Genomic DNA, 17,403 nt, shown 5'->3' with positions numbered 1-17,403 from the left:
ATCCAAGCAGGAAACGACTGATATTGACGCCGATTCGCTCGCTTCTTAATGCTGTAGAACTTTTGACTGTCCAGTAAAGAAAAACCAAGTGTAATTTTGAAGTTATCAACAAAAAGAGCACACCACCCGGGTGATGTGCTTCTTATATTGTGGATTTTGCTTTTTCTTTTGGTGCCTAATATAGCTTTCGCCCATTTGCGAATAACGCAAATGGGCGAAAGGGTTGAAAATAAGGTTTTTTAACGTTTCGAGAATTGAGGTGCGCGACGAGCGGCTTTCAAGCCGTATTTCTTACGCTCCTTCATCCGCGGATCGCGGGTCAGGAAGCCGGCTTTCTTCAAAGAACCGCGGAATTCCGGATCTGCTTTAAGCAGTGCACGGGAAATTCCGTGGCGGATAGCACCTGCTTGCCCAGTCGTTCCGCCGCCATGTGCCGTTACCAGCACATCATATTTACCTTCCGTTTCGGTAAGGGCCAATGGTTGCTTAACGATTAATTTCAATGTTTCCAGACCAAAATATTCATTCAGATCGCGTTTATTAATAACAATTCGTCCTTCACCCGGTACAAGGCGGACACGTGCTACCGAATGCTTACGACGACCGGTTCCATAGTATTGTACTTGTGCCACGAAAGAGTCCTCCCTTTATTACCCGCGAAGTTCCCAAACTTCGGGTTGTTGTGCTTGATGTGGATGCTCGCTTCCGGCATACACTTTCAGCTTTAATTTCATTTTGTTGCCGAGACGGTTCTTAGGCAGCATTCCATGAACAGCCAGTTCGATCATCCGCTCCGGTTTCTTGGCCAGCATTTCCTGAGCCGAGGTTACTTTCAGACCGCCGGAATGCAGCGAGTGTCTGTAGTATTTCTTGTCTTGCAATTTGTTCCCCGACAGGACAATCTTGCTGGCATTAATAATGATAACGAAGTCACCCGTATCAATATGTGGCGTAAAGGTCGGCTTATGCTTACCGCGAATCAGGCTGGCCGCTTCGCTGGCCAGTCGACCCAAGGTCTTGCCTTCGGCGTCGATAATGTACCATTTACGTTCAACTTCGTTAGGCTTAGCCATATATGTGGTACTCATTTGCTTAATCCTCCTAAGCATCAGAAATAGCTTGTATGATTTAATTCATTAATGTTCAATTATCCGGTGGTCATTTCATGACTCGGGGCCGTGGGATAGCCAGTTATGAAACACCATCTAATATCTTACTATACCTGGATTTGAATAGCAAGAAAAAGTCGTACAAATCAGCAGGCAATATGAAGATTTATTCATACCTGACTTCCCATAGCGTGAGTCCGTGAGCCATAGCTGTCGGCCCTGCCAGTTTACGGTCCCGGGCATCAAGAATTTGTTTGATTTCCGACTCGCTTCTCTTGCCTGTGCCGACCTCCAATACGGTCCCGACGATAATTCTCACCATATTGAATAGAAAACCGTTCCCCGTGATATAAATATGAATCACACCTGCCTCACCATCTCCCAGCATCGGTTCCGGCCTATACTCCACGCTGGTCGAGAAGATGGTACGCACGTGTGATTCAACCGAAGTCCGGGTGGAGCAGAAGGAAGTAAAATCGTGCTCCCCTTCCAAGTAGCGAAGGGACCTTCTCATAGCATCGATGTCCAGCAATGAAGGGTGATGCAAGCGTGTCTTCCGGTGGAAGACGTCCGGCCAGCGGCTCCTATGAATGCTGTAGCGGTAGGTCTTTTGTTTGGCATCGTGTCTGGCGTGGAAATTAAGAGGCATTTCTTCGGCAGTATGAACGGTAATATCGTCAGGAAGTCTGGAATTGATCGCAAGGCACCAGCGTTCGATCGGGATGGCCGACCTGGTTAAGAAGTTAATGACCTGGGCCCGCGCATGAACCCCCGCATCCGTCCTACCGGAAGAGGTAATATGAACCTCTTCACCGGTAAGGATGGAGACGGCTTCTTCCAGCTTGCCCTGAATAGTCACCTGATCCGGTTGAATCTGATATCCGCAATAGGCTGTACCATCGTAGCTTACCTGCATCTTAATGTTTCTCACGATATGCTCCTGTTCCTCACCTAATCGCGTGAACGATACAAAAAAAGGGCTTCAGCAGAATCAGAGATTCTGTCCACCCTTTCCTATCCAGTCGTTAAGCTTGATCCACCAGTTCCAAATAAACCATAGGAGCAGCATCTCCGCGACGAGGCCCCAGCTTCAGGATACGTGTGTATCCGCCTGGACGCTCGGAATAGCGGGTGGCCAATTCAGTAAACAGCTTTTGAATGGCGTCCTGCTCATCGTTAGCCGCTTCACGGCGAACGTAGGCGGCTGCTTGGCGACGAGCATGAAGATCTCCGCGTTTAGCCAGAGTGATCAGCTTCTCCGCGATGGATCTAACCTCTTTCGCCTTAGCCTCTGTCGTTTGGATGCGCTCTTGAATGAATAAGTCGGTCACCAGATCACGGAACAAGGCTTTCCGCGCACTGGAATCACGACCCAGCTTTTGATATGCCATGTTGTTCCCTCCTTCTAATGGGAAATTTAATCTTCCGATCGAAGGCTTAATCCTAATTCGTCGAGCTTCTCCTGAACTTCTTCCAGAGATTTGCGGCCAAGATTGCGGACCTTCATCATGTCCTCTTCCGTCTTGGTTATCAGCTCTTGAACGGTATTAATTCCCGCACGTTTCAAACAGTTGTAAGAACGAACGGAAAGATCCAACTCTTCGATGGTCATTTCCAATACTTTTTCTTTTTTGTCTTCTTCTTTCTCTATCATGATCTCAGCATCTTTGGCTTCATCCGTCAAGCCAACAAAGAGCATAAGATGTTCGGTCAAAATCTTGGCTCCGAGACTAACCGCTTCCTCCGGACGAATACTGCCATCGGTCCATACTTCGAGGGTAAGTTTATCGTAGTTAGTAACTTGACCAACACGAGTGTTCTCAATACTGTAGTTGACGCGGGTAATTGGAGTGTAGATCGAGTCAATCGGGATAACACCGATCGGATGATCCTCACGCTTATTCTTGTCCGCCTGTACGTACCCTCTGCCACGATTGGCATTGATTCGCATATGAAGGCGTGCGTCAGCCGATAAAGTAGCAATATGAAGGTCCGGGTTCAAAATTTCTACATCGCTGTCCGCGCGAATGTCTCCAGCTGTGACTACTCCTTCGCCATCCGCGTCAATTTCCAGTACTTTCTCTTCGTCGGAATGAATCTTTAACGATAGTCCTTTGAGGTTTAGGATAATTTCCGTAACATCTTCCATTACACCGGGAATGGTCGAGAACTCATGAAGGACACCTTCGATTTGAACGGAGTTAACAGCAGCTCCCGGCAAAGAAGAGAGCAAAATACGACGTAAAGAATTGCCAAGCGTCGTCCCGTAACCCCGTTCCAAAGGTTCAACCACAAACATGCCGTATGTGCCTTCTTCGTTTACTGTCACGGTCTCAATCTTTGGTTTTTCAATTTCTATCATTAAATTTACCCTCCTTCGAAACGTCGTTTCCACTGGATACCCGATAACCGATAAAAACATCTAGTATTCCTATCCTTCAACACCATTATTCACATGTTACGGATATTTATACTAGTTTTCGATCCTTAATTAGACACGACGACGTTTAGGAGGACGGCAACCGTTATGCGGAATCGGAGTTACGTCTTTGATCATGTTGACTTCCAGACCTGCAGCCTGCAAGGAACGAATTGCAGCTTCACGTCCGGCGCCAGGACCTTTAACCATAACCTCCACAGTTTTCATACCGTGCTCCATAGCAGTTTTGGCTGCGGCTTCGGCTGCCATTTGTGCTGCAAAAGGAGTACTCTTACGGGAGCCTTTAAATCCAAGGTTTCCGGAGCTTGCCCAAGAAATAGCGTTCCCGTGCGGGTCCGTAATCGTAACGATCGTATTGTTAAATGTGGAACGGATATGAGCTACTCCAGATTCAATATTTTTACGGTCACGACGTTTTGTACGGGTTACTTTTGTTTTAGGTTTAGCCATTCGTCTTTATCCCCCCTTATTATTTCTTCTTGTTAGCTACGGTACGACGAGGACCTTTACGCGTACGTGCATTCGTCTTAGTCCGTTGACCACGAACCGGAAGTCCGCGACGGTGACGAATTCCCCGATAAGATCCGATCTCAATCAAACGCTTGATGTTGAGAGAAATTTCACGGCGAAGGTCACCTTCCACTTTCACCGTCTTGTCAATTGCGTCACGCAGTTTGCTGACTTCATCTTCCGTTAAATCACGGACACGAGTATCCGGATTAACGCCGGTGCTGCTCAGAATTTTCTGCGAAGTGGTGCGGCCAATTCCAAAAATGTAGGTAAGGGCAATCTCCACCCGCTTATCACGAGGCAAGTCTACTCCAGCTATACGAGCCATTGATTGAATGCACCTCCTTAACCTTGTTTTTGTTTATGCTTCGGATTTTCGCAAATCACCATAACGTTACCTTTACGCTTGATGACTTTGCATTTTTCGCATATAGGTTTAACCGACGGTCTAACCTTCATTGTGGTTACCTCCTATTGGTTTTGTCTTAGCAAAACCTACTTCGTAAGCTTGAGCTTTGGGGTTTTGCCTGAGCAAAACCATACTTCATATGCATAACCTCATCTATCTCATGCGTCACTAACAGGAATGCCGACTTATTTAAAGCGGTACGTAATGCGTCCTCTTGTCAGATCATAAGGGGAAAGCTCGACTGTAACCTTGTCTCCAGGCAAAATCCGGATAAAGTGCATTCGAATTTTACCAGATACGTGAGCCAAAATTTTATGACCGTTCTCCAATTCCACTTTAAACATGGCATTCGGGAGAGGTTCTACTACCGTACCTTCAACTTCAATAACATCTTCTTTGGCCACCGTTATTCTCCTTTCTCATGAACTGAGGCTTGTTGCTCTTCCACAAACTTGCTCAGTGCATATCGCAGTTTTCCGTTGGTCACACGACCGGTTTCCGTTAAACTATCCACAACCTCACTGCTTACCGCTTCTAGCAATTTAAGGTGAAGCAGGTTTTTCTTCTTTGGCTGATCGAATTTCCTCTTATCGCCGTCCGCGATAAGAACGAAACGGTCATCGACGATTTGTATGATAATCCCGAATTTTCCAGTGTCCCTTCCTTTCAGGATCTGTACAATTTGCCCAAGCCGGGGATGATCGGATACCTCCACGCTCATCACCTACATTTCCGATTTAGTCAGGATCTCGTACCCATCGTTCGTAATCGCGATAGTATGCTCGAAATGAGCACAGAGAGATCCGTCTACCGTCACAACCGTCCATTGATCATCCAATGTTTTGACATACCGTTCGCCGATGTTTACCATCGGCTCGATGGCCAAGACCATACCGGGCTTCAGGCGAGGCCCTCGGTCAGGAAGTCCGTAGTTCGGTATTTGCGGCTCTTCATGCAGGCTGGCCCCGATTCCATGACCGACATATTCCCGGACAATGGAGAACCCTTCCGCTTCAACCGTGCGTTGAATAGCATGTGAAATTGTGAACAGGCGAGCATCCGGTTTGGCTTCTGCAAGTCCATCATATAGAGCCTTTTCGGTCACTTCCAGCAATTTCTGAGCGCTTGAAGAGATCTCCCCTACCGGATAGGTCCATGCAGAGTCGCCATGATAGCCTTGATATTGTGCTCCGATATCTATGCTGATGATGTCGCCTTCTTTTAGTTTTCTGGGTCCGGGTATTCCATGTACCAACTCTTCATTGACTGAAGCACAGATACTGCCGGAAAAACCGTTGTAGCCTTTAAAAGATGGTGTCGCACCCTGACTGCGAATGAATTCTTCCGCGATCCGATCCAATTCTTTGGTCGTCACACCAGGTCGGATCTCTTTGGAAAGCAATCGGTGGGTCTCCGCCACAATCCGACCTGCTTCCCTCATTAAATCCAACTCGTATTCGGACTTACAAATAATCATCAGGCATTCCCTCTTAGCAGAGAATGGATGTTTGCAGTAACCGAATCAATTTCCTGCTCTCCGTCAACTTGACGTAAAATACCTTTAGCCCGGTAGTAATCAAGCAGAGGTGCCGTCTTGTTGGTATATTCATCCAACCGGGTACCTACTTTCTCCTCGTTATCATCGGCCCGCTGATACAGCTCGCCGCCGCATTTATCGCATGTTCCCTCCGCCTGAGGCGGATTAAACATAACGTGGTAAGTAGCTCCGCAGGATTTGCAAATTCTTCTACCGGTCAATCTCGCCAACAGCAGGTTGCGATCGACTTGCAGATCAATGACGTGATCCAGTTTTCTTCCCATGGACTCCATGATTTCATCAAGTGCTTCGGCCTGGGCCGTCGTTCTTGGAAACCCGTCCAGCAGAAATCCTTGTTCACAATCCGGCTGCATCAGTCTGTCCCTCACAATGCCGATCGTTATGTCGTCCGGCACCAGGAGACCCTGATCCATATACTTCTGGGCTTCCAAGCCAAGCGGTGTAGCCTGGCTCTTGGCCAAACGAAAAGCGTCTCCGGTAGAAATGTGAGGGATCCCGAACTCGCTGACGATTCTTTCCGCTTGAGTCCCTTTCCCCGCCCCGGGAGGACCCATAAATAAAATGTTCACTTCGCTTTAACCTCCCCGAAGGTGACAGACAAAGCGATGAATCCAGTCTACTTATCGCTAGCCTGCAATGCGAATGCAAAGCTTCTTATTTGTTGATAAACCCTTTGTAGTGACGTTTGATCAGCTGGCTTTCGATTTGTTTCATAGTCTCAAGCGCAACTCCGACTACGATCAAGAGTGAAGTTCCACCGATTCGCACCGATTCCGGCAGACCGGCCAATCCTCCGAACAGCATAGGGAGAATGGAGATAGCCGCCAGGAATATGGCACCCGATAATGTAATTCTTGTCATTACTCTCGTTAAATAAACCGAGGTCGTCTTACCTGGACGAATCCCAGGAATGTATCCGCCGTTTTTCTTCATTTGGTCCGCCATTTGCTCAGGGTTAATTTGTACGAACGTATAGAAGAATGTAAATCCGATAATCAACAGAACGTACAGAACCATACCGAGCGGAGCGGTGAAGGACAGATTTTCGATGATCCAATTGGCGACGACATTTCCACTCCAGAACTGTGCAATCGTAGCTGGGAACATCAGCAGCGACATCGCGAAGATGACCGGAATAACCCCTGCTGCGTTCACTTTAAGCGGAATATGAGTCGACTGACCGCCGTACATTTTACGCCCAACTACGCGTTTGGCATACTGTACAGGGATTTTGCGCACACCTTGTTGAACGAAAATAACCCCGGCAATAATGAGGACAATCGCAACAAGGATAACAATAAATTTAATGATATTAAGGAACAGCGCATCTCCTGCGTCAACGAACAGCTGAAGATAGATTGCGCGTCCGTGAGTCGGAATTCCTGCTACAATACCGGCAAAGATAAGGATGGAAATCCCGTTTCCGATCCCATGCTCGGTAATTTGTTCACCCAACCACATCAAGAAAGCAGTACCTGCAGTCAATACGATAGCGATCATCGCGTAGGTTGTGAAGCTCGGATCGATGACCAGATTGCCGTAATAGCTGTTAAATCCAACCGAAGTTCCGAAAGCCTGGATCAACCCAAGTACGATCGTTCCGTATCTTGTAAATTGAGTAAGCTTCTTGCGTCCCGCTTCCCCTTCTTTAGCCCACTGCGCAAACTTGGGGACAACATCCATAGACAACAGCTGAACGATAATGGACGCTGTAATGTATGGAAAAATACCCATGGCGAAAATGGAGAATTGGAACAAGGCGCCGCCTGAGAAAGTATTTAACAGCCCGAATATATCTGCTTGCTGCCGGTCAGTAGCTGATAAAATGTCAGTATCGATATTGGGCACTGGAATAAACGCACCAATCCGATAGACAATCAGAACGAGAAGAGTAAACAGGATCCTTCTGCGAAGATCCTCTACTTTCATGATGTTTGATATGGTCTTTAACATTAAATCACCTCGGTTTTACCACCGGCAGCTTCAATTTTTTCCACCGCAGATTTAGAGAACTTATTGGCTTTAACTGTCAGCTTAACGGTCAGTTCGCCTTCCCCTAAGATCTTGATGCCGCTCAGAGTATTTTTAACAATACCGGCTTGCACTAAAACCTCTGGTGTCACCTCAGCGCCCTCTGTAAATTGATTCAGGCGGTCGAGGTTAACCACTGCATATTCCTTGCGCGAAATGTTCGTAAAACCGCGTTTTGGAAGTCGACGGAACAGCGGGTTTTGTCCACCCTCGAATCCAGGACGTACACCGCCGCCGGAACGGGCTTTCTGCCCCTTATGACCTCTGCCTGCAGTTTTTCCGTTACCGCTGGCAATACCACGACCAACACGCTTTTTCTCATGACGGGAGCCGGCTGCAGGAGTAAGTTCATGCAATTTCATCGTGTGCACCTCCTTATAATTTTTGCAATCTGTTATGTTGAAGCCGGAATGTCATCCGAACGGATTCTTAAGCCTCGACTTCTTTAACTTCAACCAAATGGCTAACTTGATTCACCATGCCCCGAATAGCCGCGTTATCCGGTTGAACAACAGTCTGGTGCAGTTTACGCAGACCTAAAGTTCTAACCGTTGTGCGGTGGGTCTCCGGACGTCCGATCAAACTGCGCTTGAGGGTGATTGCTAATTGCTTGGTCATCGTTTCCCCTCCTAACCTAATAACTCTTCTACAGTTTTACCCCGAAGTTTAGCAACGTCTTCTGCTTTCTTCAAACGCTGCAAGCCTTCCAAAGTGGCGTTGACCATGTTGATAGGATTGGAAGATCCTAAAGACTTGGTCAGAATGTCGCCTACGCCTGCCAGTTCGAGCACCGCACGAACAGGTCCTCCGGCAATAACTCCGGTACCTTCTGCTGCCGGCTTCATCAAAACTTTACCCGCACCGAACCGTCCAATTACAAAGTGCGGAATAGTAGTGTTGACCAGCGGAACATAGACCAGATTCTTCTTGGCGTCTTCGATGCCTTTGCGGATCGCATCGCCGACTTCAGAAGCTTTACCGATTCCGGCGCCAACCCAGCCCTTCTCGTCGCCAACAACAACGAGAGCGCTGAAGCTGAAGCGACGACCACCTTTAACTACTTTAGCAACACGGTTGATGTGAACTGTTTTATCCTTAAGTTCTAAAGTGTTGGGATCTACACGCAAGTTCTATTACCTCCTTATTAAGTGAATTCGCGGTTAGAATTCTAATCCTGCTTCCCGTGCCGCATCGGCCAGAGCCTGTACGCGACCATGATACAGATAACCACCGCGGTCAAATACTACTTTGTCGATGCCTTTCTCTTTGGCACGCTTGGCAATCAAGGCACCTACTTGGCGGGCCGCTTCGACATTGCCGCCGTTCTCCATCTTCAATTCTTTATCCAATGTAGAGGCCGCTGCGATCGTAACGCCTTTAACATCGTCAATAACTTGAGCGTACATATGCTTCTCGGAACGGAAAATGTTCAGGCGAGGACGTTCCGTCGTCCCTTCAATTTTCTTGCGGACACGAAGGTGTCTTTTCACGCGGGCTTGATTTTTATCGGATTTAGTAATCATTCGGTTGTCACTCCTTTCCATTTCCCTTAACACGCTTCAGAGAAATCACTTCTTCTTACCGGCTTTACCTTCCTTGCGGATAATCCGTTCGCCTTCATACTTGATTCCTTTGCCTTTGTAAGGCTCAGGCTTACGAATAGAGCGGATTTTGGCCGCTGTAGCGCCAACCTGCTCTTTATCGATACCTTTAACAATCACTTTCGTATTGGAAGGAACTTCGAACTCGATTCCTTCTTCCGCTTCGATCTCAACCGGATGGGAGTAGCCAACGTTCAGCACAAGCTTGTTGCCGCTTTTGTTAGCGCGGTATCCGACCCCGACAAGCTCTAACGCTTTCGCGTATCCTTCCGTTACACCGTTAACCATATTCGCTACCACAGTGCGGGTAGTTCCGTGCAGGGAACGATGCAATTTATTATCTGAAGGACGTTCGATCAGAATAGTGTTATCTTCAATATTTACATTAATTTCCTTATGCAGTTCGCGGGTCAATGTTCCTTTAGGACCTTTAACCGTAATTACGGAATTGTCCAAAGTCACTGTAACGCCGCCTGGAACAGCAATCGGTTTGCGTCCAACTCGAGACATGTGTGCACCTCCATTCGTTTACGATAAAAACATTACCATACGTAGCAGAGAACTTCTCCGCCTGCGTTGGCCTGACGTGCTTCCTTATCCGTCATCACACCGCGAGACGTGGAAATGATCGCCAAACCCAGACCGCCCAATACTTTAGGAATCTCTTGGCTTTTGGAATATACGCGCAATCCCGGCTTGCTGATTCTTTTCAGCCCGGTAATAACGCGCTCGTTGTTCGGACCATATTTCAGAAACAGGCGGATAATTCCTTGCTTGCTATCCTGAACGTATTCCGCGTCGCGGATGAAACCTTCTCTTTTCAGGATTTCAGCAATTTCCTTCTTGATCTTGGAAGCGGGAATTTCCACAGTTTCATGACGAACTGTATTAGCGTTGCGAATGCGAGTAAGCATATCTGCAATCGGATCAGACATTACCATATTGCGAACCTCCTTCCCGAACTAGGGTGATTACCAGCTTGCTTTTCTGACGCCAGGAATCTGGCCTTTGTATGCTAATTCACGGAAACATATTCTGCAGATTTTGAATTTGCGCAGAACGGAATGCGGACGACCACAACGCTCGCAACGGGTATATGCACGAACCTGAAATTTCGGTTTACGGCGTTGCTTTACGATCATCGAGGTTTTTGCCACTTACTTTCCACCTCCAATAGTTGGAATTATTTGGCGAAAGGCATACCCAATTGAGCAAGCAATTCGCGGGATTCTTCATCCGTTTTGGCGGTTGTTACGATAACTACGTCCATACCGCGAACTTTGTCTACTTTGTCATAATCGATTTCCGGGAAAATGAGCTGTTCCTTCAAACCAAGCGTATAGTTGCCGCGGCCGTCGAATGCCTTGTTCGACACCCCGCGGAAGTCACGTACGCGTGGAAGAGCTACGTTAAACAGCTTATCCAGGAAATGGTACATGCGTTCACCGCGCAGGGTTACTTTAACTCCGATCGGCATTCCTTCACGCAATTTAAAACCTGCAATAGATTTCTTTGCTCTTGTAATAACAGGCTTCTGACCGGCGATCAGCTGAAGATCCTCAACTGCGCTGTCCAGAACCTTGGAGTTAGCCACAGCGTCGCCCACGCCCATATTGATGACAATCTTCTCTATTTTAGGAACCTGCATGACGGTCGTGTAATTAAACTTCTGCATCAATGCAGGGGTAACATCATTCAGATAACGATCCTTTAATCTAGCTGCCATGCTGACATGTACCTCCTTTCCGCACTAAACTTAATCAATAACTTCTCCGGATTTTTTCGCGATCCGGACTTTTTTGCCATTGTCGAGCGTTTTGTATCCGATACGGGTCGGTTGTCCGCTCTTCGGATCCAGCAGCATCACGTTGGAAACATGAATCGGAGCTTCCTGTTCGATGATTCCGCCTTGCGGATTTTGCTGGGATGGTTTGGAATGCTTCTTGACCATGTTCACGCCTTCCACCAACACGCGGTTCTGACGCGGATAAGCTGCGATGACACGGCCCTTCTTGCCTTTATCTTTACCGGTAATAACAAATACCGTATCGTCTTTTTTGACGTGCAATTTGTTATTATGGGATTCAAGCTGTTTAGCTTTCGGCATTTTCAAGTACACCTCCTAAGTAACGGATGGTTCTAACTGCGTTACGCCAGCGGCCCAATTAAATAACTTCAGGCGCCAACGAAATAATCTTCATGAAGTCTTTATCACGAAGCTCCCGGGCAACCGGCCCGAAAATACGGGTTCCGCGAGGGCTTTTGTCTTCTTTGACGATAACAGCTGCGTTCTCATCGAAAGTGATGTAAGAACCATCTTTCCGGCGAGCACCACGCTTAGAACGAACGATAACCGCCTTAACTACATCACCCTTTTTGACAACGCCGCCTGGTGTTGCTTCTTTGACGGAGCAGACGATCAAATCACCAATATTGGCAAACTTGCGTCCTGTTCCACCAAGTACGCGAATACACATCAATTGCTTCGCACCAGAGTTGTCGGCTACGCTTAAACGGCTTTGTTGTTGAATCATTCCAGCGACCTCCTTTCAACCTATTTCCGAAAAAATCTATATAGCAACGGCTTAAATGACTACAGCTTCCTCTACGATTTCAACCAGTCTCCAGCGCTTGTCTTTGGACAGCGGACGGGTTTCCATAATTTTAACCACATCGCCGATCTTGGCTTGGTTGTTCTCGTCATGCGCCTTGAATTTCTTCGTATATTTAATACGCTTGTGGTAGAGGGAGTGCTTCTTGTAAGTTTCTACAGCTACAACGATGGTTTTATCCATTTTGTCGCTGACAACTTTACCGATTTGAACTTTGCGTTCGTTACGTTCACTCATGAAGGATCCTCCTTTCTTCTCTCTGGTTCAGCTTAGCTGATGCCGAGTTCTCTTTCACGCAAAATGGTCTTGGCACGTGCAATTTCTTTGCGCACTTTACGGATTTGAGACGGGTTATCCAGTTGGCCGGTAGCCAGTTGAAAACGGAGGTTGAACAGTTCTTCCTTGAAACCGGAAATTTTGCGCTCGATCTCTTCAGTGGTTAAGTTGCGAAATTCACTAGCCTTCATTTGCTTCACCACCCAATTCATCACGTTTCACAAACTTTGTTTTGATCGGCAGTTTGTGAGCAGCCAGGCGCATCGCTTCGCGAGCCACCTCTTCGCTTACTCCGGCCAATTCAAACAAAATTTTACCGGGTTTAACAACTGCAACCCATTTCTCTACGCTTCCTTTACCGCTACCCATCCGCACCTCAAGAGGCTTCTGGGTGATCGGCTTGGAAGGGAAAATTTTAATCCATACTTTACCGCCACGCTTAATGTAACGGGTCATGGCAATACGGGCAGCCTCAATCTGACGGTTGGTAACCCAGGACGGCTCCATAGCCTGCAGGCCATATTCGCCGAAAGTGACTTCCGTCCCGCCCTTGGCTCTGCCTTTCATCTTACCGCGATGTTCCTTGCGGTGTTTAACACGTTTAGGCATTAACATGATTAGTTTCCTCCTTCCTGTTCAGCCTTCTTCTTAGCTGGCGGAAGAACCTCTCCACGATAGATCCATACCTTCACACCGATCCGTCCGTAAGTGGTATGAGCTTCAGCAGTTCCGTAGTCGATGTCCGCACGCAGAGTGTGCAGAGGCACGGTACCTTCGCTGTAGCCTTCCGTACGAGCGATTTCCGCCCCGCCCAAACGTCCGCTGACAGACGTCTTGATTCCTTTAGCGCCTGCTCTTATCGATCTTTGAATAGCCTGCTTCATAGCCCGGCGGAAAGATACGCGACGCTCGAGTTGCTGTGCAATGCTTTCTGCAACCAATGTTGCATCCAGCTCAGGATTTTTAATTTCTGTAATATTGATGTGGACCTTCTTGTTAGACAATTTGGCAATGTAGGCGCGGATATTCTCTACCTCGGAACCGCCTTTACCAATAACCATTCCTGGTTTAGCCGTATGGATGGTTACGTTCACCCGATTAGCAGCACGTTCGATATCAATACGGGAAACAGAAGCATCCTTCAGCTTACCTTTAAGATATTCGCGGATTTTGACATCCTCCAGGAGCAGATCGCCATAGTCTTTATCTGCGTACCATTTGGATTCCCAATCACGAATGATGCCTATTCTCAATCCGACCGGACTTACTTTTTGACCCACATGTATCCCTCCTTATTTTTCAGATACCACTAACGTAATGTGGCTTGTGCGTTTATTGATACGGCTAGCACGTCCCATAGCACGCGGCCGAAAACGTTTCATGATCGGACCCTGATTTACATAAGCTTGAGCGATATACAGCTTCTCCGGATCCAGGGAATGATTATGCTCAGCATTCGCAATCGCTGCGTTCAAAATTTTCTCCACGACCGGAGAAGCGGCTTTAGGCGTATGACGCAAAATAGCGATAGCTTCTCCCACGTTCTTGCCGCGGATCAGATCGATAACCAATTGAACTTTACGAGGAGCAATGCGAATATATCTTGCACTTGCAGTTGCTTGCATGAGTCTACCTCCTCTCAAACATATCGCTTACTGATTCCGGCTATTAGCGTCTGCCGGTTTTTTTGTCGTCGTCCGTATGCCCTTTGTATGTCCGGGTTGGAGCAAATTCACCGAGCTTATGCCCAACCATGTCTTCCGTTACATACACAGGCACATGCTTTCTGCCATCGTATACGGCAAAAGTATGTCCGACAAATTGAGGGAAAATGGTGGAGCGGCGAGACCAGGTCTTGATCACTACTTTTTTGCTTGTGCTGTCGGCTTCCTCAACCTTCTTAAGCAAATAGCTGTCCACAAACGGTCCTTTTTTCAAACTGCGACCCATAGCTGTTCCTCCCTTCATCCAACCTTACGGATCTGAATATTATTTCGTACGTCCACGTACAATGTACTTACTAGAAGCTTTACCTTTTTTACGGGTTTTGTAACCAAGCGTAGGTTTACCCCATGGAGACATCGGAGATTTGCGTCCGATTGGAGCACGACCTTCACCACCACCGTGAGGGTGATCGTTCGGGTTCATAACTACCCCGCGGACTACCGGGCGTTTGCCCAACCAACGGGAGCGGCCGGCTTTACCGATTTTGAGCAGCTCATGGTCCTCGTTGCCGACAGAACCGATCGTTGCGCGGCAAACCTTGAGAATGCGGCGTACTTCTCCAGAAGATAAACGAACAGTTACGTACTTATCTTCTTTACCAAGAAGCTGAGCCTCTGTTCCAGCAGCACGAACGAGCTGTCCGCCTTTGCCGGGCTTCAATTCGATATTGTGGATAAGCGTACCTACCGGAATATTTTCCAGTGGAAGGCTGTTTCCGACCTTGATATCCGCAGCTGCTCCGGACTCGATTACATCGTTCACCTTCAAACCTTGTGGGGCAAGAATGTAACGCTTCTCTCCGTCTGCATAGTGGATCAAGGCAATATTAGCTGTCCGGTTCGGATCGTACTCGATCGTAGCAACGCGTCCAGGTATTCCATCTTTGTTCCGTCTGAAATCGATAATCCGGTACTTACGCTTATGTCCGCCGCCATGGTGACGAACCGTAATTTTACCTTGGTTGTTCCGTCCTGCCGTCTTGCTCAGCGGAGCCAGCAAAGACTTCTCAGGCGTGCTTGTCGTAATCTCTTCGAAGGTAGATACGTTCATACCGCGTCTTCCCGGAGATGTCGGTTTGTATTTTTTAAATGACATTCGGATTCCCTCCTATCTTCACAAAATGGCCTTAGACCGTTTCAAAGAACTCAAGTTCTTTGCTGTCCGGGCTTAAGGTAACAAAAGCTTTCTTCCAATCCGGTCTGTATCCGGAGAAACGGCCATAGCGCTTCGGCTTGCCGGGCATTCTTAAAGTGTTGACTTTAAGGACTTTCACTTTGAAAATTTCTTCAATCGCCTGCCGAATTTGCGTTTTGTTGGCCTTAATATCCACTTCAAACACGTATTTCTTCTCGGCCATCATATCTGCAGAACGTTCCGTAATTAACGGACGCTTGATAATGTCACGAGGATTTTTCATTACGCAAGAACCTCCTCTACTTTCTCAACCGCTTCCTTCGTAATGATGAGTTTGTCGTGAACCAATACGTCCAATACGTTGATTCCTTCAGCAGTTACAAATTTAACTCCCGGGAGATTACGAGCGGACAATGCCACATTTTCATCGAAGCTCGGAGCGACGATCAGTGCCTTGCGATCGGCCTTCAAATTTTTCAGAATAGCTGCGAATTCCTTCGTTTTAGGCTGATTCATTTGAAGTTGATCCAACACAATAATCTCGTTCTCGATCACTTTAGAAGAAAGAGCTGATTTGATTGCTAAACGGCGAACCTTCTTAGGCAATTTGTATCCATAGCTGCGTGGAGTCGGGCCGAATACAACACCTCCGCCTTTCCACTGCGGCGCACGGATGCTGCCTTGACGAGCGCGACCAGTTCCTTTTTGTTTCCAAGGCTTGCGTCCTCCGCCTCTTACTTCGGAGCGACCTTTAACCTTGTGCGTTCCCTGACGCTGGGAAGCCTGCTGCATAACAACAGCTTCATGAAGCACGTGTTGATTCGGTTCAACTCCGAATACGGCATCGGACAGTTCAACTTCACCAACCTGAGCTCCGCTAACGTTGTATAATGCTACTTTTGGCATGATGAATCCTCCTTTCTCGCAAAATTACTTCTTAACCGAAGATTTGATGCTGACGAAGCTATTTTTAGGTCCTGGAATAGATCCTTTAACCAGAATTACATTGCGCTCCGCATCCACTTTAACGACTTGCAGATTTTGCAGCGTAACGGTTTCCTGACCCATATGTCCCGGTAATTTCTTGCCTTTGGGAACACGGTTGGCTTGAATCGATCCCATCGAACCCGGTCCGCGATGATAACGGGAACCGTGAGACATAGGCCCTCTGTGCTGTCCATGTCTTTTGATAGATCCGGCAAATCCCTTACCTTTCGAAGTGCCAGTTACGTCTACGAATTCGCCTTCGCTGAACAGATCTACTTTAATTTCTTGTCCTACCTCATAATCTGCCAACTGAACTCCGCGAAATTCTTTAATGTAGCGCTTAGGTGCTGTGTTCGCTTTTTTGGCATGGCCTGACTCAGGCTTGTTGGCGCGAACTTCCTTCTTATCTTCAAAACCGATCTGAATCGCCTCATAACCGTCGTTCTCCACGTCTTTCTTCTGCAGAACAACACAAGGGCCGGCTTGAATTACCGTTACGGGCAGAACTACACCTTCCGGTGTAAATACTTGAGTCATCCCCAGTTTTCTACCTAAGATACCTTTAGTCATGTTGACACCTCTTTTCCTTTACAATCCTTCTGAAATGAAATATTCGTTACTCGTTGCTTCGATCTTCTATTCTACAGCTTGATTTCGATGTCCACACCGGACGGCAAGTCCAAACGCATGAGCGCATCGACCGTTTGCGGCGTCGGGTTGACAATGTCAATCAAACGTTTATGCGTACGCATTTCGAATTGCTCTCTGGAATCCTTGTACTTGTGAACCGCACGCAGAATCGTGATGATTTGCTTCTCGGTAGGAAGCGGAATCGGTCCGGATACACCTGCTCCCGAACGTTTTGCCGTTTCTACGATTTTCTCGGCGGATTGATCAAGAATTCTGTGATCGTATGCTTTCAAGCGAATACGAATCTTTTGCTTTGCCATAGTAGTCCCTCCTTCTTTCGCCCAAATTATAATCGGACATACTCCGTGAAAATCTCCTGAA

The 17,403-nt window shown here is 47.4% G+C and carries 34 protein-coding genes; all 34 read right to left on the bottom strand.

Going from position 1 to position 17,403, the window contains the following annotated elements:
- Positions 1-239 precede the first annotated feature (239 nt).
- The 34 genes from rpsI to rpsJ all read right to left on the bottom strand — a co-directional run bounded on the left by rpsI (position 240) and on the right by rpsJ (position 17,342).
- Positions 240-632 carry a 30S ribosomal protein S9 gene (gene rpsI, locus ACTHRH_RS23180; RefSeq protein ID WP_144936602.1) on the bottom strand — a complete coding sequence of 131 codons (393 nt, stop codon included), beginning with the start codon at positions 630-632 and terminating at the stop codon, positions 240-242.
- Positions 633-650: 18 nt separating this feature from the next.
- Positions 651-1,088, bottom strand: a complete 438-nt coding sequence (rplM, locus tag ACTHRH_RS23175; protein WP_144936599.1) for a 50S ribosomal protein L13 — start codon at positions 1,086-1,088, stop codon at positions 651-653.
- A 187-nt stretch (positions 1,089-1,275) separates the two neighbouring features.
- The gene (truA, locus tag ACTHRH_RS23170; protein WP_144936596.1) at positions 1,276-2,040 is read right to left on the bottom strand and encodes a tRNA pseudouridine(38-40) synthase TruA; all 765 of its coding nucleotides are present in this window, start codon (positions 2,038-2,040) and stop codon (positions 1,276-1,278) included.
- 94 nt (positions 2,041-2,134) lie between these two features.
- Positions 2,135-2,500, bottom strand: coding sequence for a 50S ribosomal protein L17 (gene rplQ / locus ACTHRH_RS23165; RefSeq protein ID WP_144936593.1), 366 nt, complete (start codon positions 2,498-2,500; stop codon positions 2,135-2,137).
- 26 nt (positions 2,501-2,526) lie between these two features.
- A complete protein-coding gene (locus ACTHRH_RS23160; RefSeq protein WP_144936590.1) occupies positions 2,527-3,471 on the bottom strand; it encodes a DNA-directed RNA polymerase subunit alpha in 945 nt (314 codons plus the stop codon).
- A 129-nt stretch (positions 3,472-3,600) separates the two neighbouring features.
- Positions 3,601-3,999, bottom strand: coding sequence for a 30S ribosomal protein S11 (gene rpsK, locus ACTHRH_RS23155; protein WP_144936587.1), 399 nt, complete (start codon positions 3,997-3,999; stop codon positions 3,601-3,603).
- 19 nt (positions 4,000-4,018) lie between these two features.
- A complete protein-coding gene (gene rpsM / locus ACTHRH_RS23150) occupies positions 4,019-4,387 on the bottom strand; it encodes a 30S ribosomal protein S13 (RefSeq protein ID WP_144936584.1) in 369 nt (122 codons plus the stop codon).
- Positions 4,388-4,404: 17 nt separating this feature from the next.
- Positions 4,405-4,518, bottom strand: a complete 114-nt coding sequence (rpmJ, locus tag ACTHRH_RS23145) for a 50S ribosomal protein L36 (protein WP_023388342.1) — start codon at positions 4,516-4,518, stop codon at positions 4,405-4,407.
- 135 nt (positions 4,519-4,653) lie between these two features.
- Positions 4,654-4,872: a translation initiation factor IF-1 gene (gene infA, locus ACTHRH_RS23140; RefSeq protein WP_144936581.1), complete on the bottom strand. Its 219-nt coding sequence runs from the start codon at positions 4,870-4,872 to the stop codon at positions 4,654-4,656.
- Between the two features lie 2 nt (positions 4,873-4,874).
- Positions 4,875-5,189, bottom strand: coding sequence for a KOW domain-containing RNA-binding protein (locus ACTHRH_RS23135; protein ID WP_144936578.1), 315 nt, complete (start codon positions 5,187-5,189; stop codon positions 4,875-4,877).
- Positions 5,190-5,192: 3 nt separating this feature from the next.
- On the bottom strand, positions 5,193-5,945 hold the full coding sequence (gene map / locus ACTHRH_RS23130; protein ID WP_144936575.1) for a type I methionyl aminopeptidase: 753 nt from the start codon (positions 5,943-5,945) through the stop codon (positions 5,193-5,195).
- Positions 5,945-6,595 (bottom strand): adenylate kinase, encoded by a 651-nt coding sequence (locus ACTHRH_RS23125; RefSeq protein WP_144936572.1) that lies wholly within the window; start codon positions 6,593-6,595, stop codon positions 5,945-5,947. Before ACTHRH_RS23125 ends, map begins: the two co-directional genes overlap by 1 nt.
- Positions 6,596-6,680: 85 nt before the next feature.
- Positions 6,681-7,979, bottom strand: a complete 1,299-nt coding sequence (gene secY, locus ACTHRH_RS23120) for a preprotein translocase subunit SecY (RefSeq protein ID WP_144936569.1) — start codon at positions 7,977-7,979, stop codon at positions 6,681-6,683.
- Positions 7,979-8,419, bottom strand: coding sequence for a 50S ribosomal protein L15 (rplO, locus tag ACTHRH_RS23115; RefSeq protein WP_144936566.1), 441 nt, complete (start codon positions 8,417-8,419; stop codon positions 7,979-7,981). Before rplO ends, secY begins: the two co-directional genes overlap by 1 nt.
- A gap of 67 nt (positions 8,420-8,486) precedes the next feature.
- On the bottom strand, positions 8,487-8,675 hold the full coding sequence (rpmD, locus tag ACTHRH_RS23110; protein ID WP_144936563.1) for a 50S ribosomal protein L30: 189 nt from the start codon (positions 8,673-8,675) through the stop codon (positions 8,487-8,489).
- Positions 8,676-8,686: 11 nt separating this feature from the next.
- Positions 8,687-9,184 (bottom strand): 30S ribosomal protein S5, encoded by a 498-nt coding sequence (gene rpsE, locus ACTHRH_RS23105; protein WP_144936561.1) that lies wholly within the window; start codon positions 9,182-9,184, stop codon positions 8,687-8,689.
- Between the two features lie 33 nt (positions 9,185-9,217).
- Positions 9,218-9,580 carry a 50S ribosomal protein L18 gene (gene rplR / locus ACTHRH_RS23100; RefSeq protein ID WP_144936558.1) on the bottom strand — a complete coding sequence of 121 codons (363 nt, stop codon included), beginning with the start codon at positions 9,578-9,580 and terminating at the stop codon, positions 9,218-9,220.
- Positions 9,581-9,625: 45 nt separating this feature from the next.
- Positions 9,626-10,168 (bottom strand): 50S ribosomal protein L6, encoded by a 543-nt coding sequence (gene rplF, locus ACTHRH_RS23095; RefSeq protein ID WP_144936555.1) that lies wholly within the window; start codon positions 10,166-10,168, stop codon positions 9,626-9,628.
- A 32-nt stretch (positions 10,169-10,200) separates the two neighbouring features.
- Positions 10,201-10,599 (bottom strand): 30S ribosomal protein S8, encoded by a 399-nt coding sequence (gene rpsH, locus ACTHRH_RS23090; RefSeq protein ID WP_144936552.1) that lies wholly within the window; start codon positions 10,597-10,599, stop codon positions 10,201-10,203.
- Positions 10,600-10,629: 30 nt separating this feature from the next.
- Positions 10,630-10,815, bottom strand: a complete 186-nt coding sequence (locus tag ACTHRH_RS23085; protein WP_144936548.1) for a type Z 30S ribosomal protein S14 — start codon at positions 10,813-10,815, stop codon at positions 10,630-10,632.
- 26 nt (positions 10,816-10,841) lie between these two features.
- Positions 10,842-11,384, bottom strand: coding sequence for a 50S ribosomal protein L5 (gene rplE / locus ACTHRH_RS23080; protein WP_144936545.1), 543 nt, complete (start codon positions 11,382-11,384; stop codon positions 10,842-10,844).
- 30 nt (positions 11,385-11,414) lie between these two features.
- Positions 11,415-11,765 carry a 50S ribosomal protein L24 gene (gene rplX / locus ACTHRH_RS23075; protein ID WP_222126656.1) on the bottom strand — a complete coding sequence of 117 codons (351 nt, stop codon included), beginning with the start codon at positions 11,763-11,765 and terminating at the stop codon, positions 11,415-11,417.
- A gap of 58 nt (positions 11,766-11,823) precedes the next feature.
- Positions 11,824-12,192, bottom strand: coding sequence for a 50S ribosomal protein L14 (gene rplN / locus ACTHRH_RS23070; protein WP_144936542.1), 369 nt, complete (start codon positions 12,190-12,192; stop codon positions 11,824-11,826).
- 51 nt (positions 12,193-12,243) lie between these two features.
- The gene (rpsQ, locus tag ACTHRH_RS23065; protein ID WP_144936539.1) at positions 12,244-12,507 is read right to left on the bottom strand and encodes a 30S ribosomal protein S17; all 264 of its coding nucleotides are present in this window, start codon (positions 12,505-12,507) and stop codon (positions 12,244-12,246) included.
- A gap of 32 nt (positions 12,508-12,539) precedes the next feature.
- The gene (gene rpmC, locus ACTHRH_RS23060; RefSeq protein WP_144936536.1) at positions 12,540-12,737 is read right to left on the bottom strand and encodes a 50S ribosomal protein L29; all 198 of its coding nucleotides are present in this window, start codon (positions 12,735-12,737) and stop codon (positions 12,540-12,542) included.
- Positions 12,727-13,161, bottom strand: coding sequence for a 50S ribosomal protein L16 (gene rplP / locus ACTHRH_RS23055; protein WP_144936533.1), 435 nt, complete (start codon positions 13,159-13,161; stop codon positions 12,727-12,729). Before rplP ends, rpmC begins: the two co-directional genes overlap by 11 nt.
- A 2-nt stretch (positions 13,162-13,163) precedes the next feature.
- Complete coding sequence (gene rpsC / locus ACTHRH_RS23050; RefSeq protein WP_144936530.1) at positions 13,164-13,826, bottom strand: 30S ribosomal protein S3; 663 nt, start codon at positions 13,824-13,826, stop codon at positions 13,164-13,166.
- A gap of 12 nt (positions 13,827-13,838) precedes the next feature.
- A complete protein-coding gene (gene rplV / locus ACTHRH_RS23045) occupies positions 13,839-14,171 on the bottom strand; it encodes a 50S ribosomal protein L22 (protein WP_144936528.1) in 333 nt (110 codons plus the stop codon).
- Positions 14,172-14,214: 43 nt separating this feature from the next.
- Entirely contained in the window at positions 14,215-14,496 is a 282-nt protein-coding gene (gene rpsS / locus ACTHRH_RS23040) for a 30S ribosomal protein S19 (protein ID WP_144936525.1), read from the bottom strand.
- Between the two features lie 39 nt (positions 14,497-14,535).
- Positions 14,536-15,366 carry a 50S ribosomal protein L2 gene (rplB, locus tag ACTHRH_RS23035; RefSeq protein ID WP_144936522.1) on the bottom strand — a complete coding sequence of 277 codons (831 nt, stop codon included), beginning with the start codon at positions 15,364-15,366 and terminating at the stop codon, positions 14,536-14,538.
- A 31-nt stretch (positions 15,367-15,397) separates the two neighbouring features.
- Entirely contained in the window at positions 15,398-15,688 is a 291-nt protein-coding gene (gene rplW, locus ACTHRH_RS23030) for a 50S ribosomal protein L23 (protein WP_144936519.1), read from the bottom strand.
- Positions 15,688-16,311: a 50S ribosomal protein L4 gene (rplD, locus tag ACTHRH_RS23025; protein WP_144936516.1), complete on the bottom strand. Its 624-nt coding sequence runs from the start codon at positions 16,309-16,311 to the stop codon at positions 15,688-15,690. The genes rplW and rplD overlap by 1 nt, the downstream gene beginning before the upstream one ends.
- A 24-nt stretch (positions 16,312-16,335) precedes the next feature.
- Positions 16,336-16,962, bottom strand: a complete 627-nt coding sequence (gene rplC, locus ACTHRH_RS23020; RefSeq protein ID WP_144936513.1) for a 50S ribosomal protein L3 — start codon at positions 16,960-16,962, stop codon at positions 16,336-16,338.
- Positions 16,963-17,033: 71 nt separating this feature from the next.
- Positions 17,034-17,342: a 30S ribosomal protein S10 gene (gene rpsJ, locus ACTHRH_RS23015; RefSeq protein WP_005544556.1), complete on the bottom strand. Its 309-nt coding sequence runs from the start codon at positions 17,340-17,342 to the stop codon at positions 17,034-17,036.
- Positions 17,343-17,403 lie beyond the last annotated feature (61 nt).

The sequence above is a fragment of the Paenibacillus sp. SAFN-117 genome (assembly GCF_051966115.1).
Lineage (GTDB): Bacteria > Bacillota > Bacilli > Paenibacillales > NBRC-103111 > Paenibacillus_L > Paenibacillus_L residui.
Note: the sequence above shows the minus strand (reverse complement) of the source record. Positions and strands in the feature narration are given on the sequence as shown.